This is a genomic window from Cupriavidus oxalaticus, assembly GCF_004768545.1.
Lineage (GTDB): Bacteria > Pseudomonadota > Gammaproteobacteria > Burkholderiales > Burkholderiaceae > Cupriavidus > Cupriavidus oxalaticus_A.
On sequence record NZ_CP038635.1, the window covers coordinates 2,969,365 to 2,993,856 of the forward strand.

The window sequence follows — 24,492 nt, forward strand, 5'->3', positions numbered from 1 at the left end:
ACCGGAACCAAGGAGCCCGTCATGAGCAACCGTCTGATCAACTGGCTGGAGATCCCTGTCGTCGACATGGTCCGCGCCATCGGATTCTACGAACAAGTCTTCGATACCAGGCTGCGCCGCGAGACCATGAGCCAGGTCGACATGGCCGTATTCCCGCACCCCGATCCCGGCGGCGCGCTGGTTGCCGGCGAAGGCTACCGTCCCAGCAACTACTACGGCACGGTGCCCTACCTGCACGCACCCGAGCTGGACGCGCTGCTGGAGCGCGCCGCGCGCGCCGGCGGCAAGACCGTGTTCGGGCCGCTGCGCCTGCCGGGCGAGATCGGCCGCATCGCGCATATCATCGACAGCGAAGGCAACCGCATCGGGCTGCACGAGCCATTTGCCGGATAAGGGAACCTGTGCCACATAAGGGAAGCCGCCACGGATGAGCCGCCGCGCCGATCGCCTCTTCCAGATCGTCCAGGTCCTGCGCGGCCGCCGCCTGACCACGGCGGCGCTGCTGGCGCAGCGGCTCGGCGTGTCGGAGCGCACGGTCTATCGCGATATCCAGGCGCTGTCGCTGTCAGGCGTGCCGGTCGAGGGTGAGGCCGGCATCGGCTACCGGCTGCGCGCCGATTTCGATGTCCCGCCGCTGATGTTCAGTGCCATGGAAGTGGAAGCGCTGGTGGCCGGCCTGCGGCTGCTGAAAGCCTGGGGCGGCGGCGCGCTCGCCGCCGCGGCCGATCCGGCGCTGGAGAAGCTGGTCGCCGCCTTGCCCCCGCCGCGCCGGCTGGCGGCGCAACAAAGCCGCGTGTTCGCACCCGAGTACGTCAACCAGTCGCACGTGCGCGAGGCCTTCGACGTGGTGCACGGCGCGCTGGGCGAGCAGAAGCTGCTGCTGCTCGACTACTGCGACGCGCAGCAGCGCATCACCGAACGCGTGGTGATGCCGCTGGGCCTGTTCTTCTGGGGCAATGCGTGGCTGCTGGCGGCGTGGTGCAGCACGCGCTCGGACTACCGCAGCTTCCGCCTCGACCGCTGCCGCGCCATCCGCATGCTGGACGACCATTTCCATGAAACCCCGGACCGGTCGCTCAACGGCTTCCTGCGCGCGGTGCGCGCCAGCGGCGCGTAGCTCAGGCCGCCGGATCGGACAGCAGCGTCTCGATATCCTTGCGCAGCTCTTCCGGCTTGGTGGTCGGGGCGTAGCGTTCGTACACCGTGCCATCGCGCCGCACCAGGAACTTGGTGAAATTCCACTTGATGCCCTGCGTGCCCAGCACGCCGCGCTTCTCGGTGGTGAGCCAGCGGTACAGCGGATGCGCCTGCTCGCCGTTGACGTCGATCTTGGCGAACATCGGGAAGCTCACGCTGAAGCGCGATTCGCAGAACTGGCCGATCTGCTGCGCATCGCCCGGCTCCTGCTTGCCGAACTGGTTGCACGGGAAGCCCAGCACTTCCAGCCCGCGCTCGCGATACTCCTCATACAGCTTCTGCAGGCCGGCATACTGCGGCGTAAAGCCGCATTCGCTGGCGGTATTGACGACCAGCAGCACCTTGCCGTGGAACTGCGACAGCGGCACGGGTTGCCCCGACAGCGAATTGGCATCGAACTGGTAGATATTGCTCATGGCAGACTCCTGCGGACTGCTTGCTCGTGGCCGAAGCATACGCCCATGCGCGCTGGCGTGCACGGCAGCCGGACTCTAGATCACGTTCAGGTGCTCGGTGCCGGCGCCCAGGTCGGTGTCCTTGGCGCGCGCGCTGTGCAGCTTGATCATCAGGCGCAGGTCATTGAGCGAGTCGGCATTGCGCAGCGCATCCTCATAGGTGATCTTGCCTTCCTCGTACAGGTCGAACAGCGCCTGGTCGAACGAGATCATGCCCTGCTCGCGCGATTTCTTGATGACTTCCTTCAGCTCGTGGATCTCGCCCTTGAAGATCAGGTCGGCCACCAGCGGCGTGCCGATCATGATCTCCACCGCCGGCACGCGGCCCTTGCGCCCGGCGCGCGGCAGCAGCCGCTGCGACACCATCGCCTTCAGGTTCAGCGACAGGTCGATCAGCAACTGCTGGCGCTTTTCCTCGGGGAAGAAGTTGACCACGCGATCGATCGCCTGGTTGGCGTTGTTGGCGTGCAGCGTGGCCAGGCACAGGTGGCCGGTTTCCGCGTACTGCATCGCGTACTCCATGGTCTCGCGGTCGCGGATTTCGCCGATCAGGATCACGTCGGGCGCCTGGCGCAGCGTGTTCTTCAGCGCCACGTGCCAAGACTCGGTATCGATGCCGACCTCGCGCTGCGTGACGACGCAGTTCTGGTGCGCATGCACGTATTCGATCGGGTCCTCGATGGTGATGATGTGGCCGTAGGAATGCGCGTTGCGGTGGTCGAGCATCGCCGCCAGCGTGGTCGACTTGCCCGACCCGGTCGCGCCGGTCACGATCACCAGGCCGCGCTTGGACATCACGATGTCATGCAGCGTCGGGGGCAGGTCCAGGTCCGCCACCGACGGAATCCGCGTATTGATGGTCCGCACCACCATGCCGGCCTTCCCCTGCTGGATAAACGCCGACACCCGGAAGCGCCCCGCCTTGGGCGCGGTGATGGCGAAGTTGCATTCGCGGCTGGTGTCGAAGTCCTGCACCTGCCGCTCGTTCATCACCGAGCGCACCAGGCCCAGCGCCTGCGTCGGGTTCAGCGGCTGCTGCGACACCGGAGTGATCTTGCCGTCGACCTTGATCGCCGGCGGGAAGTCGGCGGTGATGAAGAGGTCCGAGCCGCGGTTGCTGACCATCAGCTCCAGCAGGTCGTTGATGTACTTGGCGGCGGATTCGCGATCGAGCATGGCGGTGTCCTGCAGGAGTGCGGCAGCCGCATGCGTGCGGCGGCCAGGAGGCAAGCGTCGGTGCGGGCCTCAGCCCATGAATGCGTCGGGGTTCTTGGCAATGGCGCGCGCGTCGTTGTAGCTGATGGCGCTGCGCTTGATCAGGTCCGACAGGCACTGGTCCAGCGTCTGCATGCCCAGCCCGCTGCTGGTCTGCATCATCGAGTACATCTGCGCGATCTTGTTCTCGCGGATCAGGTGCCGGATTGCCGGCGTGGCGATCATGATTTCGTGCGCGGCCGTGCGGCCGTTGCCGTCGCGGGTCTTCAGCAGCGTCTGCGAGATCACCGCTTCCAGCGATTCGGACAGCATGGTGCGCACCATGTCCTTTTCTTCCGGCGGGAACACGTCGACCACACGGTCGATGGTCTTGGCCGCGGAACTGGTGTGCAGCGTGCCGAAGACGAGGTGGCCGGTTTCGGCCGCGGTCAGCGCCAGGCGGATGGTTTCCAGGTCGCGCAATTCGCCCACGAGGATGACGTCCGGATCTTCACGCAGCGCCGAGCGCAGCGCGTTGGCGAACGAATGCGTGTGCGGCCCCAGCTCGCGCTGGTTGATCAGGCTTTTCTTGGAGTTGTGGACGAATTCAATCGGGTCTTCCACCGTCAGGATGTGGCCCATGTCGTTTTCGTTGCGATGGTCGACCATCGCCGCCAGCGTGGTGGACTTGCCTGAACCGGTCGGCCCCGTCACCAGCACCAGTCCGCGCGGCTTCATGCACAGGTCGGCGAACACCGCCGGCGCGCGCAGCTCTTCCAGCGTCAGGACCTTGGAGGGAATGGTACGGAACACCGCGGCGGCGCCGCGCTGCGTGTTGTAGGCATTGACCCGGAAGCGCGACAGGCCGGCAATCTCGAACGAGAAGTCGATTTCCAGCCGTTCTTCGTAGAGCTTGCGCTGGGTGTCGCTCATGATGTCGTACACCATGGCGTGGACATCCTTGTGCGCCATCGCCGCGACATTGATCCGGCGCATGTCGCCGTGGATCCGGACCATCGGCGGCATGTCCGATGACAGATGAAGATCGGACGCCTTGTTCTTGACGGCGAAAGCCAATAGCTGCGCGATGTCCATCTATAATGACCCCACCCTGAAATAGTTATCAGTACTTTAAGTACTTCTTATATGTCCGCCGGATTATGTCTGTGATTGCCGCCAACTTGCAAGCCGTGAACCAGCGCATTGCGGCGGCCGCACAACAGGCTGGCAGGCAGCCCGGCGACATCGCCCTGCTGGCCGTTTCCAAGACCGTATCCGCTGACCGCGTACGCGCCGCCGCCGAGGCCGGTCAGTTCGCCTTTGGCGAGAACTATGTCCAGGAAGGGGTGGAGAAAATCGCCGCGCTGGCCGATTTGCGGGGCCGGTTGCAGTGGCATTTCATCGGCCCGCTGCAAAGCAACAAGACGCGACCGGTGGCGGAGCATTTCGACTGGGCGCATGCCATCGACCGGCTCAAGATCGCCGAGCGGCTGTCGGCGCAGCGCCCGGCCGGGATGGCGCCGCTGCAGGTCTGCCTCCAGGTCAATATCAGTGGCGAAGCCAGCAAGAGCGGCGTCGCGCCGGCTGAGGTGCCGGCGCTGGCACAGGCCGTGGCCGCGCTGCCCGGCCTGCGGCTGCGGGGCCTGATGGCGATTCCCGAACCTGAAGACGATCCCGTTGCCCAGCGGCGGCCGTTTGCCGCCATGCGCGCGCTGCTGGGCGGGCTACGGGAGAACGGCCTGGACCTCGACACGCTATCGATGGGCATGTCGGGCGACATGGAAGCCGCCATCGCCGAGGGCGCCAACCTGGTGCGGATCGGCACCGCGATCTTCGGTGCGCGCGGCTGAGCCGGCGCCAATATCAATCCAGACACTGCAGAGACACCCATGCTCGATACCCTCACCTTCGGCTTTCTCGGCGGCGGCAATATGGCCTCCGCGCTGATCGGCGGCCTGATCGCCCGCGGCGTTCCCGCTGGTTCGATCCGCGTGGTCGATCCTTTCCCGGAGGCGCAGCAGCGCCTGTCGCGCGATCTCGGCGTCCATGCCGCGGGGGCGCCGGATGCGGCATTCGGCGCCAGTGACGTGCTGGTGCTGGCGGTCAAGCCGCAGCAGTTCCGCGAGGCTGCGGCGCAGCTGCTGCCATACCTGCCGGCGGGCGATGGCAACCTGGTGATCAGCGTGGCGGCCGGGATCCGGTTGCAGGACATGCAGCGGTGGCTGGGTGGACGCAACCGGCTGGTGCGGGCGATGCCGAATACGCCGGCACTGGCGGGGATGGGGATGACTGGCCTGGCGGCGGCGGAAGGATTGTCGTCGGCTGACCGGGATGTTGCCAGCGCCGTGGCGCAGGCTGTGGGCAAGTGTGTGTGGGTCGAGAATGATGCGCAGATCGATGGCGTCACCGCCATCTCCGGTAGTGGCCCGGCCTATGTCTTCTATTTCATCGAGGCGATGCAGCGGGCAGCTACTGAGCTGGGACTGAGTGCGGAGCAGGGGCGCGAGCTGGCGGTTGAGACTTTTCGCGGTGCTGCGGCGCTGGCTGGGCAGTCTTCGGAGGCGGTTTCGACGCTGCGGGAACGGGTGACTTCAAAGGGCGGTACGACTTATGCCGCGCTGACGGCAATGGAGGCGGCTGGGATTGGTGATGCTTTCGTGCGCGCGATGCATGCTGCCGCGGCTCGGGGGGCGGAGATGGGGGGGGAGTTTGGGAAGGACTAGTGCTCGTGGGCTTTCGCTGCTGATGACATGCTGTCGGGCGTTTAGGTGTCCGCTGTCGCCGTTGGTGACATGCTGCGGCCGTTGAAGCGCCTGGTTCCGCCCTCCTGGGCGGGTCACTTTTTGTCCGAGCGACAAAAAGTAACCAAAAAACGTGTCGCCTGAGCGGCTGGCTATCAAGTTATCGGCGTGGGTGGTTCGGGCGGTGGTGATTTCCGTTCGATGTGGCTAGTGGTTCGGACCTGCTACGCCAGGTGAGTCTGGGATAGCGGCTACGTCGACCCACTATTGAACTATCCCCATGCCGGGCGTAGGCCGCCTGCTGCAGGCGTCAACACAGGAACGCCCGCAGCAGGGGCCACTCACAGCTCTGGGCTCGTTCAAACATCGCGTCAATCCAGAGCCACCGTGGCGCACCACGGCGTCAGGCAGTCCTGCCCCGCAACGAAGCAAAGCCCCGTACGAAAGCCCCGGCACACTACGTAAGAGTGGCCGCCCGCAGGGCCGTAACGCGCTTTTTGGTTACTTTTTGCCGCTCGGGCAAAAAGTGACCCGCCCAGGAGGGCGGAACCAGGCGGTTCAACGGCCGACAGCATGTCACAAGCAGCGATATGCGAGCACTAAAACAGCCGACAACATGTCATCAATAGCATGAGCCGTCGGCCATCAATCAAGAATCACACAATCAAATAAGCCAACGCCGTCCCAACAAAAACACACGCCCCCAGCCAATTGTTATGCCGAAAGGCAGCAAAACACCTCATCCGATCCCGCCCCCGGATCAGCGTGTAGTGATACCCCGCACAAACACCCGCCGCAGCCAGCCCAACCCAATACGGCCACCCAAGTCCCAGCATTAATCCTGCCAAAGCCATCAGCACCAGAAACGCCGCATAGCAAACCATAATCGCAAAGACATCAAAGCGACCAAACGTAATCGCCGAAGTCTTCATCCCGATCAGCAGATCATCATCCCGATCCACCATCGCATAAGCCGTGTCATAAGCCACCGCCCAAAACACATTGGCCAGCAACATCAGCCACGCCACCGGCGGCACCTGATCCTGGATCGCGGCAAACGCCATCGGAATGCCAAACCCGAATGCAATCCCGAGATAAGCCTGCGGAATCGCAAAGAACCGCTTGAAGAACGGATAAGTCCCCGCCACTACCGCCGCCACCACGGCGAGCCACTTGGTCAAGGCATTAAGCGGCAGCACCAGCGTAAACGCCACCAGCGCCAGCACCGCAGCAACAGCAAGCGCTTCCCAGGCGGCGATCTTGCCGGCAGTCAGCGGCCGCTCCTTGGTCCGCTTCACATGCCTGTCAAAATCCCGATCCGCCCAGTCATTGATCGCGCATCCCGCCGAGCGCATCAAAAACGTCCCTGCCACGAAGATCCAGAACAATCCCCACGACGGCGGCCCGCCGGCTGCCATCCACATGGCCCACAACGTCGGCCACAACAGCAGCAGCGTGCCGATCGGCTTGTCGATGCGCACCAGGCGCGCGTAGAGGGAAAGGCGTTCAAGCATGGGAGGAGGAGGCAATGGCGACAGGGACTGCACGGCGGGGATCCGGGAAGGAAGAGTCAATGAAAACGCGCCACAGCCCGGATGGCTGCAGCGCGCAATGCCGGCCGCCGCGTGGCCGCGGCCGGAAGTCGCTCAAAGGCGTCAGGCGAGCATCGCGCGCAGCATCCACGCGGTCTTCTCGTGCGTCTGCATGCGCTGGGTCAGCAGGTCGGCCGACGGCTCGTCGCCGGCGGCGTCGATCACCGGGAAGAGCGAGCGTGCGGTGCGCACCACGGCTTCCTGGCCTTCGACCAGCTTGCGGATCATCTCGGTCGCCTCGGGCACGCCCTCTTCTTCGGCGATCGACGACAGGCGGGCGTATTCCTTGTAGGTGCCCGGTGCCGGATAGCCCAGCGCGCGGATGCGCTCGGCGATCGAATCCACGGCCAGCGCCAGTTCGGTGTACTGCGTCTCGAACATCAGATGCAGCGTATTGAACATGGGCCCCGTCACGTTCCAGTGGAAGTTATGGGTCTTGAGGTAGAGGGTGTAGGTGTCTGCCAGCAGCTTGGACAGGCCTTCCGCGATCTTCTTGCGGTCCTTGTCGGAAATACCGATGTTCACGCTCATCTCATTCTTCTTTGCCATGGTAGGTACGCTCCGTTCTGGTAAAGCACGAGGAGCGCCGCCGGAATTGCTGAAAACACGGTTCCGGGCGGCGCGTTACCCGCATTATTGCATTAGCCGGCGATCCCGGACAAACCCCGGACTATCTCGATAAAGACCACCGCGGCGCCGATCAGGATCACGCCGACGCCGACTTCCTTGCGCCACAGCTTGTGGCGCAGCCGCGCGGCATCGGGGCGCTCGGGCTTGTCATGGCCGTCATGCCAAAGCTTGCGCCACTCGTCGATAAAGAACCGGATCATTGCCATGGTGGTTCTCCCAGGCGCGGCGGCCATGCCAGCCGCGCCAGACGGTTACTTCAGGTCAAGCGCGCGCTTCACGCCCTCGCCGTAGGCCGGATCGGCCTTGGTGAAGTGCTCGATCTGCTTGCGCGCGATCTCTTCCGGCACGCCCTGCATTGCCGCCGCGATATTGGCGAACAGACGCTGGCGCTGGCCCTCGTCGAACAACCGGAACAGCGCGCCGGGCTGGCTGTAGTAGTCCGTGTCGACGCGGTGGTCCCAGCGGTCGGCCGCGCCGTCGAGCGCGAGCGGCGGCTCGATCGCGCGTTCGCTGGCGCTGTAGGCGCTTTCGCGGTTCGGTTCGTAGTTCAGCTTGCCGCCCTGGTTTCCGTCCACGCGCATCGCACCGTCGCGGTGGAAGGTATTGTGGAACGGGCATTGCGGCGCATTCACGGGGATCTGGTGGTGGTTGATGCCGAGCCGGTAGCGCTGCGTGTCGCCGTACGAGAACAGGCGGCCTTGCAACATCTTGTCGGGCGAAAAGCCGATGCCCGGCACAATATTGGCGGGATTCATCGCCACCTGCTCGACCTCGGCAAAATAGTTGTCCGGGTTGCGGTTCAACTCCAGCACGCCTACGTCGATCAGCGGGTAGTCCTTGTGCGGCCAGACCTTGGTCAAATCGAACGGGTTGATGTGGTACCTGACCGCGTCCGCCTCCGGCATGATCTGCACGCGCAGGTTCCAGCGCGGGAAGTTGCCCTGCTCGATATTCCCGAACAGGTCGCGCTGCGCGCTCTCGCGGTCGTTCGCCACCACCTTGGCCGCCTCTTCATTGGTCCAGTTGGCAATGCCTTGCTGCGACTTGAAGTGGAACTTGACGTAGAAGCGCTCGTTGCTGGCGTTGATGAACGAATACGTATGCGAGCCGAAGCCGTGGATCTGCCGATAGTTCTGCGGCAGGCCCCGGTCGCTCATCAGGATGGTGACCTGGTGCAGCGATTCCGGATGGCGCGACCAGAAGTCCCACACCGCGATCGGGTCCCGCAGGTTGGTGCGCGGGTTGCGTTTCTGCGTGTGGATGAAGTCGGGAAACTTGAGCGGATCGCGCACGAAGAACACCGGCGTGTTGTTGCCCACCACGTCCCAGTTGCCTTCATCGGTATAGAACTTGACCGAGAACCCGCGCACGTCGCGCTCGGCATCGGCCGCGCCACGCTCGCCGGCGACGGTCGAAAAGCGGATAAACAGCGGCGTTTCCTTGCCGATTTCGGCGAAGATCGAGGCCTTGGTGTATTTCGTGATGTCGTGCGTGACCCGGAACGTGCCGTAGGCACCGGAGCCCTTGGCATGCACGCGGCGCTCCGGAATGACTTCACGGTCGAAGTGGGCCAGTTTTTCGAGGAACCAGACGTCCTGCAGCAGCATCGGGCCGCGCGGGCCGGCGGTCTGCGAGTTCTGGTTGTCGGCAACGGGTGCGCCGGCTGCCGTGGTGAGAGTGTCCTTCTTGCTCATCTATTCCTCTTGTTGTGGGTGGGCTGGAAGAGAATTCCGCCTCAGTTGGCGGCGGCGTAGCAGGCAAGGCAATCGAGCAGGTAGCGCCCCATGCGGAGAGAGAACGGGCGCTTGATCGTTGTGCCGGAAATGGACTGGGCACTGGTGCTCATGATCGGCTCCTTGCCTGGTTCGATGCCAGTCGGCATGGTAGAAGGCAGTCTACAAACAAACTATTACGCTGAGAATTTAATTATTTATACCTATGTATTAGGTCAAATCTATTCGACTTGCCGCGGTTTCATGCCGGCGCAAAGTGATGGAGCGAAGGCAGGCTCCGAAAATGCCGTACTGCGGGGACAGAAAAACAAAGGCCGCAACGGACAGCCCGTTGCGGCCTCTGGCTTGCGTCTGGTTGGAGGATCAGGCGGCTTCCGCGAGCTCCTTGGCATCGAGCTTGCGCACGCCGGGCAGCTCGCAGGCGGCCACGGCATTGGCCAGTGCTTCCATCGCCGGCAGGCGGGTGAAGCTCTTGCGCCAGGCCAGCACCACGCGGCGGTCAGGCACCGGATCGGCGAACGGCACGTACGACAGCATGTCGCCCTTGGCCTTCAGGTCGGGTACCGAGGTACGCGGCAGCACGGTAATGCCGACGCCGCTGGCCACCATATGCCGGATGGTTTCCAGCGAGGAGCCTTCGAACGTCTTCTGGATGCCATCCGCGGCCTGCGAGAAGCGCGACAGCTCCGGGCACACGCCCAGTACATGGTCGCGGAAGCAGTGGCCGCTGCCCAGCAGCAGCATGGTCTGCCGCTTCAGCTCGTCCGGGTCGATCGCGCGCGCCTCGGCGAGCTGGTGGCCGCGCGGCACGGCGACCACGAAGGGCTCGTCGTACAGCGGACGCACCGTCAGGCCGGAATCGGGGAACGGCTCGGCCATTACCGCGCAATCGATCTCGCCCTGCTTGAGCAGCTCGATCAGCTTGTGCGTGTAGTTCTCCTGCAGCATCAGCGGCATCTGCGGCACGGTCCCGATCATCTGCTTGACCAGCGATGGCAGCAGGTATGGCCCGATGGTGTAGATCACGCCCACGCGCAGCGGCCCGGCCAGCGGGTCCTTGCCCTGCTTGGCGATCTCGCGGATGGCCATGGTCTGCTCGAGCACGCGCTGGGCCTGCGCCACGATCTGCTCGCCGATGTTGGTCACCGACACCTCGGAGGTGCCGCGCTCAAAGATCTGCACGTTGAGTTCGTCTTCCAGCTTCTTGATGGCCACCGACAGCGTCGGTTGCGACACGAAGCAGGCTTCGGCGGCCCGGCCGAAATGGCGCTCGCGCGCCACGGCGACGATGTACTTCAGTTCAGTGAGCGTCATGACTTATCAATTCCGGGTAGGCGATAGATTTTACCTTCGATTCCGGGATCTGTCAGAGCGCCCCCGGGATTTGTGCGGCATGCGTACGATGCGGCACAAGCACCGGCGCAATCAGGCCTTCAGGTAGTGTTCGCGCCCGCCGAGCCAGCGCGACAGGTGTGCTTCCACCGCTTCGGGGAACTGTGCCAGCATCAGCTCGGCCGCTTCCTGCGCGTACTCCACCAGCCACGCGTCGGTCTGCAGGTCGGCGAAGCGCAGCATGGCCTCGCCCGACTGGCGCGCACCGAGGAACTCGCCCGGGCCGCGGATTTCCAGGTCGCGGCGCGCGATCTCGAAACCGTCGGTGGTCTCGCGCATGGTCGCCAGCCGCTCGCGCGCGGTCGGCGACAGCGGCGCCTGGTACATCAGCAGGCACACCGATTCGGCGCTGCCCCGCCCTACGCGGCCGCGCAGCTGGTGCAGTTGCGCCAGGCCAAAGCGCTCGGCGTGCTCGATCACCATCAGCGAGGCGTTGGGCACGTCCACGCCCACCTCGATCACCGTGGTGGCGACCAGCACCTGCATGCGGTTGGCGCTGAAGTCATCCATCACCGAGGCCTTTTCGGCAGGCGGCAGACGGCCGTGCACCAGCCCGACGCGCAGGTCGGGCAGCGCGGCCACCAGCGTTTCATAGGTCTCGACCGCGGTCTGCAGCTGCAGCGCCTCGCTTTCCTCGATCAGCGGACAAACCCAGTAGACCTGGCGGCCTTCTGCAGCGGCGTGATGGATGCGCGCGATCACTTCGTCGCGCCGCTCGTCGTTGACCAGGCGCGTGACGATCGGCGTGCGGCCCGGCGGCAGTTCGTCGATCACGGATACGTCCAGGTCCGCGTAATACGTCATGGCGAGCGTGCGCGGGATCGGCGTGGCCGACATCATCAGCTGGTGCGGCACGGTGTCGGTCGCCGGCACATCGGGCGCCGGCACATCGGTCGCGCCCGCCTTGCCGCGCAAGGCCAGGCGCTGCGCCACGCCAAAGCGGTGCTGTTCGTCGACCACCGACAGGCCCAGCTTCGCGAAGCGCACCGTGTCCTGGATCAGCGCATGGGTGCCGATCACCAGTTGCGCCTCGCCCGACTCCACGCGTGCCGCGGCCACGCGCTTGTCGCGCGCCTTCAGGCTGCCGGCTAGCCAGACCACCGGCACGCCGAGCGGCTCCAGCCAGGCCGACAGCTTGCGGAAGTGCTGCTCGGCCAGGATTTCGGTCGGCGCCATCAGCGCGGCCTGGTAGCCGGCGTCGATCGCCTGGCACGCCGCCAGCGCGGCGACGATGGTCTTGCCGCTGCCCACATCGCCCTGCAGCAGCCGATGCATCGGGTGCGGGCGCGCCATGTCGGCGGCGATCTCGGCCACCACGCGTTCCTGCGCGCCGGTCAGCCGGAACGGCAGCGCCGCCAGGAAGCGCGTCAGCAGGCCGCCTTCGCGGCGCGGCATGGTCGACGCGGTCTTCTCGCGCCGCGCCGCGTGCGCGCGCCGCAGCGAGATCTGCTGCGCCAGCAGTTCGTCGAACTTGATGCGCTGCCAGGCCGGATGCGTGCGGTCGGCCAGCGCCGCTTCGCTTTCTTCAGGAGGCGGCGCATGCAGCAGGCGCAGGCAGTCGGCCAGCGGGCGCAGGTGCAGGCGCGCCAGCGGACCCTGCAGCACCGGGCGCGGCAGCGTCTCCGGCATCGGCGTGCGCGACAGCGCGCCGCCGATGGCCTTGCGCAGGTAGGCCTGCGCGATGCCCGCGGTGGACGGATACACCGGCGTCAGCCGGTCCGGCAGCGCTTCGCCCTCCACCACCGGCCGCACCGTCGGATGGACCATCTCGGCACCAAAAAAGCCGCCGCGGATCTCGCCGCGCACGCGCAGCCGCACGCCTTCGGCCATCTGCTTGGTCTGGCTGCCGTAGAAGTTGAGGAAGCGCAGCGTCAGCTCGCCGGACGCGTCGGCAATCTTGACCACCAGCTGGCGGCGCGGACGGAACGTGACTTCGTTGGAGATGACCTCGCCTTCCACCTGCGCCGGCTGGCCGAGCCCCGCGCGGCGGATCGCATCGGCGATCGGCGCCAGCGTGGTCTCGTCCTCGTAGCGCATCGGCAGGTGCAGCACCAGGTCGACCGGGCGGCGCAGGCCGAGCTTGGCGAGGCGCGCTGCCGCCGACGAGGTGGCGGACGAGGTGGTGGACGATGCGGGCTTGCCCTTGCCCTCCCCCGCCTTGCCACGCGCGGGTGCGGCCGCCTCCTTGGCGGCATCGGCGGACAGGTCGTTCGTTTCGGTGGCGGTTCCGGGCATCGGCAGCGAAGACAGGCGGCAGGGACGGCTGGGGCAGCGGGCATGGGCAGGAACGCCGGCAAATAGCCGAAATAGCCGGTATCACGCCCGGCCCGGCGGCAAGCACGCCCGTGGCCTTACAATATCGGATTCGCCGATTGTACCCATGCCGGCCGCCACTACGGGCGGCGAGTGCCGCTTTGTGCCTCGCTTTCCGACCCGTCGCGGGCCCCGCGCGCCGTTTCCACGATGTTGACGCTTTCCGATTTCGATTTTCCGCTGCCGCCAGAACTGATCGCCCAGAGCGCGCTGCCCGACCGCAGCGCCAGCCGGCTGCTGGTGGTGGAACGGCTCGCGCCCGCCGACACCGCCGATGCGGTGCGCCTGGTCGACCGCGCCTTCAGCGACATCGTCGACTACCTGCGCCGCGAAGACCTGCTGGTCTTCAACGACACGCGCGTGATCAAGGCACGCTTCTTCGGCCACAAGCCCAGCGGCGGCAAGGTCGAGGTGCTGGTCGAGCGCGTGCTGGACTCGCATACCGTGCTGGCCCAGGTGCGCGCCTCGAAGACGCCCGGCGAGGGCAGCGCTCTGCACCTGGCCCAAGACGCCTTCACGGTGACGGTCGGACCACGCGTGGACCAGTTCTTCACGCTACGCTTCCCCGAGCCGGCGCTGGACCTGATCGAGCGCTACGGCCGCCTGCCGCTGCCGCCGTATATCACGCACGACCCCGACGCCTACGACGAGACCCGCTACCAGACCGTCTACGCGCGCAATCCTGGCGCCGTGGCCGCGCCGACCGCGGGCCTGCACTTCGACGACGCGCTGTTCGCGCGGCTGGATGCCGCCGGCGTGCGCCGCGCCTTCCTGACGCTGCACGTGGGTGCCGGCACCTTCCAGCCGGTGCGCACCGAGAACCTGGCCGAGCACAAGATGCATTCGGAGTGGTATGCCGTCTCCGAGGAACTGGCCCAGGCCGTGCGCGAGACGCGCGCCCGCGGCGGCCGCGTGATCGCGGTCGGCACCACTTCGCTGCGCGCGCTGGAATCGGCGGCGCAGCCTGATGGAACGCTCACCGCCGGCAGCGGCGACACCGATATCTTCATCACCCCGGGCTACCGTTTCCGGCTGGTCGATGCCCTGATCACCAACTTCCACCTGCCCAAGTCGACGCTGCTGATGCTGGTGTCGGCGCTGGCCGGCGTGGAAGCCATCCGCGCCACTTACCGCCATGCGGTCGAGCAGCGCTACCGCTTCTTCAGCTATGGCGACGCCATGCTGCTGACCCGCCGGAATGATGCCGATACCGCGGAACCCGCAGAAACCGCGGCCTGAACCCTGACATAAGCATGCTCAACTTCGAACTCATTACCACCGACGGCAACGCCCGCCGCGGCCGCGTCACGCTGAACCACGGCGTGGTCGAGACCCCGATCTTCATGCCGGTGGGCACCTATGGCTCGGTCAAGGCCATGTCGCCGCTGGAACTGAACGAGATCGGCGCGCACATCATCCTGGGCAATACCTTCCACCTGTGGCTGCGCCCGGGACTGGACGTGGTCAACGCCCATGGCGGCCTGCACAAGTTTATCGGCTGGGATAAGCCGATCCTGACCGATTCCGGCGGTTTCCAGGTGTTTTCGCTGGGCGATCTGCGCAAGATCACCGAGGATGGCGTCACCTTCGCGTCGCCGGTCAATGGCGACAAGCTCTTCCTTTCGCCCGAGATCTCGATGCAGATCCAGCGCACGCTGAACTCGGACATCGTGATGCAGTTCGACGAGTGCACGCCGTACGAGATCGACGGCCGCCCCGCCACGCACGAGGAAGCGGCCAAGTCGATGCGCATGAGCCTGCGCTGGGCCAAGCGCTCCCTCGACGAGTTCGAGCGGCTGGAGAACCCCAATGCGCTGTTCGGCATCGTCCAGGGCGGCATGTACGAGGACCTGCGCGATGAATCGCTGGCGGGCCTGTCCGAGCTGGACTTCCACGGCTTCGCCATCGGCGGCCTGTCGGTGGGCGAGCCCAAGGAAGACATGATGCGCGTGCTCGAGCACGTGGCACCGCGCCTGCCGGCCAACAAGCCACACTACCTGATGGGCGTGGGCACGCCCGAGGACCTGGTCGCTGGCGTGGCCGCCGGGGTCGACATGTTCGACTGCGTGATGCCGACCCGCAATGCGCGCAACGGCTGGCTCTTCACCCGCTACGGCGACGTCAAGATCAAGAACGCCGCGCACCGCAACGACCCGCGCCCGCTCGACGAAAGCTGCGCCTGCTACACCTGCCGCAACTTCTCGCGCGCCTACCTGCACCACCTGCACCGGGTCGGCGAAATCCTGGGCGCGCGCCTGAATACCATCCACAACCTGCACTACTACCTGCAGCTGATGCGCGAGGTGCGCGAGTCGATCGAGCATCACCGCTTCGCCGACTTCCGCCGCCAGTTTGCGTCTGACCGCGCCCGCGGCACGCAGTGAAATCCGTGCAGCGGCGCGAACTTTCGTGCCGCTGCCGGTCGAATACCGGGGTTGCCCGGAGACGACATCCGGCATCCCGCGCTGTGCTCGCCGGCATCAGCCGCGAGTCGCCCCGAAGGCACCCCGAAGAAACCCGTATTCCGCCCTAGAATGCCAAAGGCGGGCGGAATGCGAATGGTAGAATGATCGATTACTTGACTGACTTTTGTGACGGAGAATCAACGTGCTGATTTCTAACGCATATGCCCAGACCGCCGGTGCCGGCGGCGCGGCTGGCGGCCTGATGAGCTTCCTGCCCATCATCCTGATGTTTGCGGTGCTGTGGTTCATCATGATCCGCCCGCAAATGAAGCGCCAGAAAGAAGCGAAGGCAATGCTCGAAGCGCTGGCCAAGAACGACGAAGTCGTCACCGCCGGCGGTATCCTGGGCCGCGTGACCAAGGTCACCGACCAGTACGTCAGCCTGGAAATCTCGGAAGGCACCGAGATTACCGTGCAGAAGAATGCCGTGACCGCGGTGCTGCCGAAGGGTTCGCTGAAGGCGCTCTGATCCGCCGATCGCCCCGATCGACTAAGCGACTCCCGCCTTTGTCTTTTCCGGCATGCCCGTTCGCGCATGCCCCGGCAGCCGCCTGATCCAGCCCGCCGGAGCCTCGTGGCTCCGTTCCGTGGCTGCCAGGCGGCTGTTTGCCAAACCGGTTCGGCCCCGCCGACGTGGCGCGCCACGCCTGCGCCGGCCCCGCCAACCGCTGAATGACTGGCCCGAGATGAATCGTTATCCGCTTTGGAAATACCTCGTGATCCTGGTGGCGCTGACCATCGGCATCCTCTATACCCTGCCGAACTTCTTCGGCGAGGCACCCGCCGTGCAGGTGTCTTCGGGCAAGGCCACGGTCAAGGTCGACCTGTCGATGCAGAAGCAGGTCGAAGAGATCCTGGCGCAGAACCAGCTGCAGCCTGACGGCGTGTTCTTCGACATTTCCGGCCAGTCCGGCTCGGTCAAGGCGCGTTTCCGCACCACCGACGAGCAGCTCAAGGCCAAGGACGTGCTGTCGCGCGCGCTCAACCCGGACGCCGCCGATCCTACCTATGTGGTCGCGCTGAACCTGCTGTCGGGCTCGCCGCGCTGGCTGACCTCGCTGCACGCGCTGCCGATGTACCTGGGCCTGGACCTGCGCGGCGGCGTGCACTTCCTGCTGCAGGTCGACATGAAGGGCGCCGTCGACAAGAAGCTCGACAGCCTGGCCGGCGACGCGCGCACGCTGCTGCGCGACAAGAACATGCGCCACGGCGGCATCGACCGCGACGGCGAACGCCTGACGGTGCGCTTCAACAACGCCGACGAAGGCAACCGCGCACGTGCCCTGCTGGCCGACAACCTGCGCGAAGTGGCCTTCGCCATGGACGGCAACAACGTCGTCGGCACCTTCACCGAAGTGGCCCGCAAGGCCGTGCAGGATGCCGCGGTCAAGCAGAACATCACCACGCTGCACAACCGCGTTAACGAACTCGGCGTGGCCGAGCCGGTGATCCAGCAACAAGGCGCCGACCGCATCGTGGTGCAGCTGCCGGGCGTGCAGGACACCGCCAAGGCCAAGGACATCATCGGCCGCACCGCCACGCTGGAAGCGCGCCTGGTCGACAACGACGCGCCGCGCAGCCCGCGCCCGGGCGACCCGGTCCCGTTCGGCAGCGAGCTGTTCACGCAAGGCAACGGCGCCCCGGTGGTGCTGAAGAAGCAGGTCATCTTCTCCGGCGACCGCATCGAAAGCGCCTCCGCCGGCTTCGACCAGAACCAGCAGCCTTCGGTCAACATCAAGCTCGACGCCCAGGGCGGCCGCGTGCTGCGCGACGTCTCGCGCGAGAACCTGAAGAAGCCGATGGCGATCGTGCTGTTCGAAAAGGGCAAGGGCGAAGTGCTGACGGTGGCGACGATCCAGTCCGAACTGGGTTCTAGCTTCCAGATCACCGGCTCCTACTCCACCGAAGCCGCCAACGACCTGGCGCTGCTGCTGCGCGCCGGCTCGCTGGCCGCGCCGATGGAGATCATCGAAGAACGCACCATCGGCCCGTCGCTGGGTGCCGACAACATCCAGAAGGGTTTTGACTCGGTCGCCTACGGCTTTGCCGCCATCGGCGTGTTCATGATCCTGTACTACATGCTGTTCGGCGTGTTCTCGGTGGTGGCGCTGGGCGTGAACCTGCTGCTGCTGATTGCGGTGCTGTCGATGCTGCAGGCCACTCTGACGCTGCCGGGCATCGCCGCTATCGCGCTGGTGCTGGGCATGGCCATCGACGCCAACGTGCTGATCAACGAGCGCATCCGCGAGGAACTGCGCGCCGGCGCGTCGCCGCAGATGGCCATCGCGGTCGGCTTCGACCGCGCCTGGGCCACCATCCTGGATTCGAACGTGACCACGCTGATCGCCGGCCTGGCGCTGCTGGCCTTCGGTTCGGGCCCGGTGCGCGGCTTTGCCGTGGTGCACTGCCTGGGCATCCTGACCTCGATGTTCTCGGCGGTGTTCTTCAACCGCGGCCTGGTCAACCTCTGGTACGGCCGCAAGAAGAAGCTGCAGAGCGTGGCCATCGGCCAGATCTGGAAGCCGGGCAACGCCTCTGACACCCCGGTCGCCAAGTAAGCGGCCAGGACAGTCGATCAGCAAACTAGCAGTACAGAACAGGATTCAACATGGAATTCTTCCGCATCCGGCGCGACATTCCGTTCATGAAGCACGCGTTGATCTTCAACGTGATCTCCTTCGTGACGTTTGCCGCGGCCGTGTTCTTCCTCTGGCAAAAAGGCTTGCACCTGTCGATCGAATTCACCGGCGGCACGGTGATGGAGGTCAGCTACCAGCAGGCGGCCGACCTGGAAAAGATCCGCGGCCAGGTAAGCAAGCTGGGCTATACCGACGTGCAGGTGCAGAACTTCGGCACCTCGCGCGACGTGATGATCCGCCTGCCGCTGCAGAAGGGCCCGGACGGCAAGCCCGCCACCTCGGCCCAGCAGAGCGAGCAGGTGATGGGCGCGCTGACCGCGGCGTCGCCTGACGTCAAGCTGCAGCGCGTCGAGTTCGTCGGCCCGCAGGTCGGCAAGGAGCTGGCCACCGACGGACTGCTGGCGCTGCTGTTCGTGGTGGCCGGCATCGTGATCTACCTGTCGTTCCGCTTCGAATGGAAATTCGCGGTGGCCGGCATCATCGCCAATCTGCACGATATCGTCATCATCCTGGGCTTCTTCGCCTTCTTCCAGTGGGAGTTCTCGCTGTCGGTACTGGCGGCGATCCTGGCGGTGCTGGGCTACTCGGTAAACGAGTCGGTGGTGATCTTCGACCGGATCCGCGAGGCCTTCCGCAAGTACCGCAAGATGACCACGCATGAGGTCATCGACCACGCGATCACGAGCACGATGTCGCGGACCATCATCACCCACGGCTCGACCGAAATGATGGTGCTGTCGATGTTCTTCTTCGGCGGCCCGACCCTGCACTACTTCGCGCTGGCGCTGACGGTGGGTATCCTGTTCGGTATCTATTCGTCGGTGTTCGTGGCCGCGGCGCTGGCGATGTGGCTGGGCGTGAAGCGCGAGGACCTGGTCAAGACCGACAGGAAAGGCGAGTCGACCGACCGCAACGATCCGAACTTCGGTGCGCAGGCCTGACGCCCTGCAGCCCCGGTAAAAAAAATGGCGCCCTGCGGGGCGCCATTTTTATTGGAGCAGATACAGACGGATCAAACCGGTTCCGAAAATCGCTCGATCCACGCCGCCAGCCGGTCAGCCGCGAAGGTCTCGGTGCGCGGCGCTGTCCGGCACAGGATAGTGTCGCCATCGCGCGCGAACTGCACCGCGCCGCCAACCTCGTCAAGCCACAGCAGGCTCGCCAGCCAGGCCGCATGATGCGGCGATACCGGCGTACCTACCGGCTGCGCCAGGAACTCCGCCAGCGTGGCCGGCGTGGTCCACACCACCGAGTCGCCATCGCGGCGCACCACGTCGCTGCCGAGCGTGTCGGCAATGACCGCGACCGCATCGGCCGCGCCCTTGCCCGCGTTGGCGCTGCGCAGCGCCGCCAGGCGCGTGGCCACTGCATGGCCGAAGGTGCCGCTGCGCTCGGCCTCGGCACGCACGAGGTCGGCATAATCCATGCGCTGCCAGTCCGGGTCGGCATTGCGTGCGCCGGCCAGGTCGACCGCCGCCAGGTAGGTCTCCACCGGCTGGAAACGGCCCGGGCCGATCAGGCTCGCGCACAGCGCATGCAGCATGCCGATGCGGGTGGCCACGGTCTGCGTCTGCAGCACCGCCAGCTTCTCTCGCACCAGCTGGTCGCGCTCCTTGCGCAGCCCGGACAGCTCCAGCGCCTGCTTTAGCTCCATGCGCAGCGCGGTGATGTCCCACGGCTTCTTGATATAGCGGTGGATCTGCCCCTGGTTGACCGCCTCGACGGTCTGGTCCAGCTCGGAATAAGCCGTGGTCAGGATGCGCACGATGTGCGGATAGCGCTCGCGCGCATAGCGCAGCAGCTCGTTGCCGTATTCACCGGGCATGCGCTGGTCCGACACCAGCACCGCCAGGCTGTCGGCGTGCGCGTCCAGCAGAGCCTTGCCCTCTTCCACCGAACCGCCGGTCACCACCGGTGCCAGCGCCCCGATGGCGCGCTGGAAATACTTGACGGCGGTGGCTTCGTCATCGACGAACAGAATCGCCGGGGGTGGTGCCTGGGTGGCATTCGGTTCGCTCATCGGTCACTCCTAATCATTCGATTCTTGAAACTTGGAAAGTCCAGCGTCACGGTCGTGCCGGCGCCGGACGCGGATGCGATCCGGATGCCGCCGCCAAAGGACTGCATGACGCGGTTGCAGAAAATCATGCCCAGGCCGCTGCCGCCGGCGCTGGCGTGGGTGGTCACGGGATCGACCAGCAGGCGCTCCATCACCTCGGGCGGGATGCCGGGTCCGTTGTCGCTGATATGGATTTCCTGGTGCGGGTGGGCCATCACCACGAAGCGCAGCGCCGGCGACGGCGTGCCGGCAAGCGCGCGCAGCGCGTTGCTCATCACCGAGGACAGCACCAGCGCCACGCAGTTGGGCAGCGTCTGCACCGGGAAATCGCCGTGCATCTCGACCTGCACCCACTGGCGCTGGTCGCCGGAAAACGGATAGGTATCGAGCAGCGACGCCACCAGCGCACCCGCGCTGACCTCGGCACCGGGCTCGGGCCGCGCCGCCTTGCTGCCGGCACTGCTGCGCACCGACTGCAGGAACGACGACAGCACCGCCAGGCAATATTGCGCGTTGTCATGCATGGCGCTGGCGGCCTGGCCGATCTCGCCCTGGCGCTGCTCGCTGTACTCGCCCGCGACCCGGCTTTCGATGCCGCGCGCGAAGTTGGCGATCGCCGCCAGCGGCGTGTTCAGTTCGTGCGCCAGGAAGGCCAGGGTCTCGTCGATCGCCATCAGCCGGTGCTGGCGCAGCGCGCGTTCGCGGTGGCGCTCGCCGGCCAGGCGCAGCACTTCGCGCACCTGCGCCACGCTCAGCGGCTTCTCCAGGATGCGGAACACCTCGCCGCTGTTGACCGTCTGCAGCAGCATGTCCTTGTCGGCATACGCCGTCACCAGGATGCGCACGATCTGCGGGTACAGTTGCGCCACTTCGCGCAGCAGCTCGCCGCCATCGCGGCCGGGCATGCGAAAGTCGGTTACCAGGACGGCAATGCGCGCGCCATCCGTGGCGAGCGTGGCGATCGCCTCCTCGGCACTGGCGGCCAGGAGTACCTCATACTCCGAGCCCACCGCGCGCGCGAAATACTTGCGCGCCATGTCTTCGTCGTCGACGTAAAGCAGGGTCGGCCGCGCTTGCTGCACCTCGGTCATGGTACTCATGACGGCTTACTCCGCGCGCGGCAGGTCGAAGCTGAACGCGGCCCACTGCCCCAGCTCGCTCTCGGCGAAGAGCTGGCCGCCATGGCGCTCGATCACCGCGTAGCTGATCGACAGCCCCAGCCCCAGGCCCTGCCCCACGTCGCGCGTGGTGAAGAAGGGCTCGAACACGCGCGCCAGGTTTTCCTCGGCGATGCCGGGGCCATTGTCGCGCACCGTGACGTGGAGCCGGCCGTCGGCCCAGCGCACCGTGGTATGGATCGCCGGCGCGGCCGTGCCGGCCTTGCGCATGGCCAGCGCGGCGTTGGAGAACAGGTTGATCAGCACGCCGATGACCGCGGCCTCGTCGCCCAGCACCAGCGTGTCGGCCGGCAGCTCGCGCGTCACCTTGACGCCGCGCAGCTCGTGCGCGGTCAGGCGGATCGAGGAATCCAGCGCCTTCTCGAACAGGAACGGCGTGCCCTCCACCTCCGCACCCGGCTTGCGGTAGGCGAAGGTCTTCAGGTCGGACACGATATGCTGGATGCGCTGCATGCCCTGCTTGGCATCGACCAGGCATTCGGTCAGCGACTCGCTCTCCTTGGCCTGCGGCTCTTCCATCGCCACCTCGATCGCCATCAGGCAGAAGTTGACCGGGTTGTTGACCTCGTGCAGCAGCCCGGCCGCCAGCGTACCGATCGCGGCCATCTTTTCCTGCTGCAGCATCTGGCCCTTGATGTCGACCAGCTTGCGGTTGATGACTTCCAGCTCGGCGTTGGTCTCGGCCACCTCCGCCTTCAGCCGGAACAGCATGAAACGCGCGCGCTCGTTGAAGAAGGTATAGACGCCGCTGGCGGCGGCCGCGAATAGCAGGAACAGCGAGTTGACGATAAACGTCCCCATCGGCTCGATGCCCCCTGCGTGGAACAGGCACGCCAGCACGTACAGCAGGTAGGAAAGCAGACCGAAGACCAGGTTCTGCCACAGCCCGAACGGCAGCGCGATGCCCGAGGCGAAGATCGCCAGGTTCAGGCCGACGTAGTAAGGCGACTGCACGCCTTCGGTCTGCGAGATCATCCACGCGATCATGATCTGCGGCAGCAGCAGCCAGGTCAGCGTCAGCCACGGCGCAAACCGGCGCCCGATCGCGCTGTACAGCATCACCACCACGCCCGCGATCAGCAGCGACACCACCACGCGCGCCACTGCGAACGCCAGCTGTTGCTGCGGATACTGGCCGTAGTCAAGCCCGACGCCGAGCAGGACCAGCACGATCGCGGTATAGGCGCCGCCGCGGCTGAACGCCAGGCGGAAGTCGGCCAGTTCGGACTGGTAACCGGCGTAGAGTTGGTTGGTGCTCATGGGGTGGTCCGCGCGGACAGCCTCATTCAATGGTGGCTTCGGCAAAGACGTTGACGCCGGTGGCGTCGACGTAGATGCGGTGCGAGTGCGAATTCTCCGGCAGCAGCTGCGCCATGCCGGCGTCGTCGCGGTAGATCAGGTACCACTCCAGCAGGTGCTCCATGCCGAATTTCTCTGGATTGTTGGCATGCACGTTGGTGACCAGCACCTGGCCGGCCGCACGCGAACGCGAGGCGAAATACGCCAGCAGCCGCGTGCAGACCTTGTCCGACAGGTAATCGAACAGCCCCGCGCAGTAGACCGCGTCGAACTCCCGGGCACTGATATCGTCAGGCGAGATGCGGCGCTTGAGCAGATCGTGCACCGACTGGTGCACCATCTCCACCGACACCTTGCGCCCGGCGCCAGAGGCCGCCCGCTCGATCGAACTGCGCGTGTATTCCAGCGTTTCTTCACTGAAGTCGACCAGCTGGAACGACAGCAGCTCGGGATTGGGATACTCCCGCACGAAGCGCTGGATCTCGAAGGCTGGCCCGCAACCCACGTTGAGCACGCGGAACGGGCGGCCGGCGGCGCGCGCGCGCTCGGCCTGGCGCGTCAGGAAATCCACCAGCAGGTCGATGCGGTTGCGGTGCGCGGTCGCCACCGCCGCCTTCAGGAAGGCGGTGTTGACGATCTGGAAGTAAGTGGTCGGGCCCTGCTGCGGATCGCTCAGGATCTGGTTGACCATCTCGTAGTCGCCGGCGTAGCCGAGCGGCTTGGTGAAGGTCCGGTACACGAACGGCGCGCGCAGCAGCAGCGGGTGCAGCGCCGACTGGGCATAGGTGCGGTGCACCGGCGCGATTTCCGGGTCCACGCGCTCGGCCTCGCCCTCGAGCCAGTCAAGGTAGGTCTTGGTCTTGACCATGATCGGCGTGGCCAGCTCGTAGAACACGTCCTCGCGCAGCTTGCCGTCCTTCTTCGGCAGCGATTCGGTCAGGTCGACCTGCTCGACCCAGCGCGATACTTCGGACAGGAAGGCGCGCATTTCGTTGACCACGATCTGGTAGTCGCGCCGGATATTGAAGCGCGTATCCCAGTCCTGCACGAACAGCTCGGCTTCGCGTGCCACCGACTTGGGCTCGTTGTTCAGGTCGGTCAGCTCGCGCCACTCGTCGATCAGCGTCAGCGATACCACCGCGGTCAGGCCGGTATTCACCAGGCTCATCACCACGGCCTTGCCCAGGTAGGCATTCTTGGCGCCCATGCGGACACTGAGCTCGCTCAGCACCTCGCTGACCTGCACGATCGAATACGGATTGTAGATTTCCATCACCAGAGACTTTCTCTGGAGATTGATGATCGTGCCCCGCACCTGCTCGCCCTGCGAGTTGCGGAAACTAACTACCGGATCGATTTGCGTTTTGGAATACACGGTATTGCGCCAGGGAAATCCGAGAAACGCTGCGGGCCATACTGCCTGGGCGGAACGGCCGGGTACAGCAGGAGGGGCGAGGGAATCGCGGGGAAGGCTACCGGTATCGGGATGTGCAGCGAATGCTCATAGGGATGCGCTATAGCCTGTTGGGAGGGTGGCGGTCCCGCCCTGTGCGGGAGAGCACCGACAAGCCCGGATCGTGTGGAATTGCCGCGGCCCATTGTACT

The 24,492-nt window shown here is 65.6% G+C and carries 22 protein-coding genes; 9 read left to right on the forward strand and 13 right to left on the reverse strand.

Annotated features, from left to right (window positions below):
* The first annotated feature begins 21 nt into the window (after positions 1 to 21).
* Together E0W60_RS24570 and E0W60_RS24575 are read left to right on the forward strand one after the other, a co-directional pair.
* Complete coding sequence (locus E0W60_RS24570) at positions 22 to 393, forward strand: VOC family protein (RefSeq protein ID WP_205751636.1); 372 nt, start codon at positions 22 to 24, stop codon at positions 391 to 393.
* Between the two features lie 34 nt (positions 394 to 427).
* On the forward strand, positions 428 to 1,117 hold the full coding sequence (locus E0W60_RS24575; protein ID WP_135705897.1) for a helix-turn-helix transcriptional regulator: 690 nt from the start codon (positions 428 to 430) through the stop codon (positions 1,115 to 1,117).
* Between the two features lies 1 nt (position 1,118).
* On the opposite strand, the gene E0W60_RS24580 is transcribed toward E0W60_RS24575, so the two are convergent.
* The 3 genes from E0W60_RS24580 to E0W60_RS24590 all read right to left on the reverse strand — a co-directional run bounded on the left by E0W60_RS24580 (position 1,119) and on the right by E0W60_RS24590 (position 3,941).
* Positions 1,119 to 1,613 carry a glutathione peroxidase gene (locus tag E0W60_RS24580; RefSeq protein ID WP_135705898.1) on the reverse strand — a complete coding sequence of 165 codons (495 nt, stop codon included), beginning with the start codon at positions 1,611 to 1,613 and terminating at the stop codon, positions 1,119 to 1,121.
* 75 nt (positions 1,614 to 1,688) lie between these two features.
* Positions 1,689 to 2,828 carry a PilT/PilU family type 4a pilus ATPase gene (locus E0W60_RS24585; protein ID WP_133092277.1) on the reverse strand — a complete coding sequence of 380 codons (1,140 nt, stop codon included), beginning with the start codon at positions 2,826 to 2,828 and terminating at the stop codon, positions 1,689 to 1,691.
* Between the two features lie 69 nt (positions 2,829 to 2,897).
* The gene (locus tag E0W60_RS24590) at positions 2,898 to 3,941 is read right to left on the reverse strand and encodes a type IV pilus twitching motility protein PilT (RefSeq protein WP_063240245.1); all 1,044 of its coding nucleotides are present in this window, start codon (positions 3,939 to 3,941) and stop codon (positions 2,898 to 2,900) included.
* 65 nt (positions 3,942 to 4,006) lie between these two features.
* Between E0W60_RS24590 and E0W60_RS24595 the strand changes: the two genes are divergently transcribed.
* Positions 4,007 to 4,696, forward strand: coding sequence for a YggS family pyridoxal phosphate-dependent enzyme (locus E0W60_RS24595; protein ID WP_133092278.1), 690 nt, complete (start codon positions 4,007 to 4,009; stop codon positions 4,694 to 4,696).
* A gap of 39 nt (positions 4,697 to 4,735) precedes the next feature.
* Positions 4,736 to 5,569 (forward strand): pyrroline-5-carboxylate reductase, encoded by an 834-nt coding sequence (gene proC / locus E0W60_RS24600; RefSeq protein ID WP_135705899.1) that lies wholly within the window; start codon positions 4,736 to 4,738, stop codon positions 5,567 to 5,569.
* 674 nt (positions 5,570 to 6,243) lie between these two features.
* Here the strand turns inward: proC and ubiA are convergent.
* From ubiA to recG, 6 genes are all read right to left on the reverse strand, one after another.
* The gene (gene ubiA / locus E0W60_RS24605) at positions 6,244 to 7,101 is read right to left on the reverse strand and encodes a 4-hydroxybenzoate octaprenyltransferase (protein WP_133092381.1); all 858 of its coding nucleotides are present in this window, start codon (positions 7,099 to 7,101) and stop codon (positions 6,244 to 6,246) included.
* A gap of 141 nt (positions 7,102 to 7,242) precedes the next feature.
* The gene (locus E0W60_RS24610) at positions 7,243 to 7,728 is read right to left on the reverse strand and encodes a Dps family protein (protein WP_010815054.1); all 486 of its coding nucleotides are present in this window, start codon (positions 7,726 to 7,728) and stop codon (positions 7,243 to 7,245) included.
* 92 nt (positions 7,729 to 7,820) lie between these two features.
* The gene (locus E0W60_RS24615) at positions 7,821 to 8,015 is read right to left on the reverse strand and encodes a hypothetical protein (protein ID WP_135705900.1); all 195 of its coding nucleotides are present in this window, start codon (positions 8,013 to 8,015) and stop codon (positions 7,821 to 7,823) included.
* 45 nt (positions 8,016 to 8,060) lie between these two features.
* The gene (locus tag E0W60_RS24620; RefSeq protein WP_135705901.1) at positions 8,061 to 9,503 is read right to left on the reverse strand and encodes a catalase; all 1,443 of its coding nucleotides are present in this window, start codon (positions 9,501 to 9,503) and stop codon (positions 8,061 to 8,063) included.
* Between the two features lie 402 nt (positions 9,504 to 9,905).
* Positions 9,906 to 10,856: a LysR substrate-binding domain-containing protein gene (locus tag E0W60_RS24625; RefSeq protein WP_133092283.1), complete on the reverse strand. Its 951-nt coding sequence runs from the start codon at positions 10,854 to 10,856 to the stop codon at positions 9,906 to 9,908.
* Positions 10,857 to 10,967: 111 nt separating this feature from the next.
* A complete protein-coding gene (gene recG, locus E0W60_RS24630; protein ID WP_135705902.1) occupies positions 10,968 to 13,169 on the reverse strand; it encodes an ATP-dependent DNA helicase RecG in 2,202 nt (733 codons plus the stop codon).
* A 228-nt stretch (positions 13,170 to 13,397) separates the two neighbouring features.
* Between recG and queA the strand changes: the two genes are divergently transcribed.
* The 5 genes from queA to secF all read left to right on the forward strand — a co-directional run bounded on the left by queA (position 13,398) and on the right by secF (position 19,292).
* A complete protein-coding gene (gene queA, locus E0W60_RS24635) occupies positions 13,398 to 14,486 on the forward strand; it encodes a tRNA preQ1(34) S-adenosylmethionine ribosyltransferase-isomerase QueA (RefSeq protein ID WP_135705903.1) in 1,089 nt (362 codons plus the stop codon).
* Between the two features lie 14 nt (positions 14,487 to 14,500).
* The gene (tgt, locus tag E0W60_RS24640) at positions 14,501 to 15,631 is read left to right on the forward strand and encodes a tRNA guanosine(34) transglycosylase Tgt (protein WP_133092286.1); all 1,131 of its coding nucleotides are present in this window, start codon (positions 14,501 to 14,503) and stop codon (positions 15,629 to 15,631) included.
* A 223-nt stretch (positions 15,632 to 15,854) separates the two neighbouring features.
* Positions 15,855 to 16,181: a preprotein translocase subunit YajC gene (gene yajC, locus E0W60_RS24645; RefSeq protein WP_133092287.1), complete on the forward strand. Its 327-nt coding sequence runs from the start codon at positions 15,855 to 15,857 to the stop codon at positions 16,179 to 16,181.
* A gap of 217 nt (positions 16,182 to 16,398) precedes the next feature.
* Positions 16,399 to 18,270, forward strand: a complete 1,872-nt coding sequence (gene secD, locus E0W60_RS24650; protein WP_133092288.1) for a protein translocase subunit SecD — start codon at positions 16,399 to 16,401, stop codon at positions 18,268 to 18,270.
* Positions 18,271 to 18,320: 50 nt separating this feature from the next.
* Positions 18,321 to 19,292, forward strand: a complete 972-nt coding sequence (gene secF / locus E0W60_RS24655; RefSeq protein WP_133092289.1) for a protein translocase subunit SecF — start codon at positions 18,321 to 18,323, stop codon at positions 19,290 to 19,292.
* A gap of 71 nt (positions 19,293 to 19,363) precedes the next feature.
* On the opposite strand, the gene E0W60_RS24660 is transcribed toward secF, so the two are convergent.
* The 4 genes from E0W60_RS24660 to E0W60_RS24675 are packed head-to-tail and all read right to left on the reverse strand — an operon-like array spanning position 19,364 to position 24,262.
* Positions 19,364 to 20,371, reverse strand: a complete 1,008-nt coding sequence (locus E0W60_RS24660; protein WP_133092290.1) for a response regulator — start codon at positions 20,369 to 20,371, stop codon at positions 19,364 to 19,366.
* Positions 20,368 to 21,501 (reverse strand): hybrid sensor histidine kinase/response regulator, encoded by a 1,134-nt coding sequence (locus E0W60_RS24665; protein ID WP_135706306.1) that lies wholly within the window; start codon positions 21,499 to 21,501, stop codon positions 20,368 to 20,370. Before E0W60_RS24665 ends, E0W60_RS24660 begins: the two co-directional genes overlap by 4 nt.
* Before the next feature lie 15 nt (positions 21,502 to 21,516).
* Entirely contained in the window at positions 21,517 to 22,848 is a 1,332-nt protein-coding gene (locus E0W60_RS24670; protein ID WP_133092291.1) for a sensor histidine kinase, read from the reverse strand.
* A gap of 22 nt (positions 22,849 to 22,870) precedes the next feature.
* A complete protein-coding gene (locus E0W60_RS24675) occupies positions 22,871 to 24,262 on the reverse strand; it encodes a class I SAM-dependent methyltransferase (protein ID WP_133092292.1) in 1,392 nt (463 codons plus the stop codon).
* Positions 24,263 to 24,492: the final 230 nt, after the last annotated feature.

Bases quoted from the DNA above. Each gene is read 5' to 3' on its own strand.
- tgt (WP_133092286.1), top strand. From the start codon at position 14,501: ATGCTCAACTTCGAACTCATTACCACCGACGGCAACGCCCGCCGCGGC.
- E0W60_RS24625 (WP_133092283.1), bottom strand. From the start codon at position 10,856: ATGACGCTCACTGAACTGAAGTACATCGTCGCCGTGGCGCGCGAGCGC.
- E0W60_RS24620 (WP_135705901.1), bottom strand. From the start codon at position 9,503: ATGAGCAAGAAGGACACTCTCACCACGGCAGCCGGCGCACCCGTTGCC.
- ubiA (WP_133092381.1), bottom strand. From the start codon at position 7,101: ATGCTTGAACGCCTTTCCCTCTACGCGCGCCTGGTGCGCATCGACAAG.
- E0W60_RS24585 (WP_133092277.1), bottom strand. From the start codon at position 2,828: ATGCTCGATCGCGAATCCGCCGCCAAGTACATCAACGACCTGCTGGAG.
- secF (WP_133092289.1), top strand. From the start codon at position 18,321: ATGGAATTCTTCCGCATCCGGCGCGACATTCCGTTCATGAAGCACGCG.
- E0W60_RS24590 (WP_063240245.1), bottom strand. From the start codon at position 3,941: ATGGACATCGCGCAGCTATTGGCTTTCGCCGTCAAGAACAAGGCGTCC.
- E0W60_RS24665 (WP_135706306.1), bottom strand. From the start codon at position 21,501: ATGACCGAGGTGCAGCAAGCGCGGCCGACCCTGCTTTACGTCGACGAC.
- E0W60_RS24610 (WP_010815054.1), bottom strand. From the start codon at position 7,728: ATGGCAAAGAAGAATGAGATGAGCGTGAACATCGGTATTTCCGACAAG.
- E0W60_RS24660 (WP_133092290.1), bottom strand. From the start codon at position 20,371: ATGAGCGAACCGAATGCCACCCAGGCACCACCCCCGGCGATTCTGTTC.
- proC (WP_135705899.1), top strand. From the start codon at position 4,736: ATGCTCGATACCCTCACCTTCGGCTTTCTCGGCGGCGGCAATATGGCC.
- E0W60_RS24595 (WP_133092278.1), top strand. From the start codon at position 4,007: ATGTCTGTGATTGCCGCCAACTTGCAAGCCGTGAACCAGCGCATTGCG.
- E0W60_RS24670 (WP_133092291.1), bottom strand. From the start codon at position 22,848: ATGAGCACCAACCAACTCTACGCCGGTTACCAGTCCGAACTGGCCGAC.
- E0W60_RS24615 (WP_135705900.1), bottom strand. From the start codon at position 8,015: ATGGCAATGATCCGGTTCTTTATCGACGAGTGGCGCAAGCTTTGGCAT.
- recG (WP_135705902.1), bottom strand. From the start codon at position 13,169: ATGCCCGGAACCGCCACCGAAACGAACGACCTGTCCGCCGATGCCGCC.
- E0W60_RS24575 (WP_135705897.1), top strand. From the start codon at position 428: ATGAGCCGCCGCGCCGATCGCCTCTTCCAGATCGTCCAGGTCCTGCGC.
- E0W60_RS24580 (WP_135705898.1), bottom strand. From the start codon at position 1,613: ATGAGCAATATCTACCAGTTCGATGCCAATTCGCTGTCGGGGCAACCC.
- secD (WP_133092288.1), top strand. From the start codon at position 16,399: ATGAATCGTTATCCGCTTTGGAAATACCTCGTGATCCTGGTGGCGCTG.
- queA (WP_135705903.1), top strand. From the start codon at position 13,398: ATGTTGACGCTTTCCGATTTCGATTTTCCGCTGCCGCCAGAACTGATC.
- E0W60_RS24570 (WP_205751636.1), top strand. From the start codon at position 22: ATGAGCAACCGTCTGATCAACTGGCTGGAGATCCCTGTCGTCGACATG.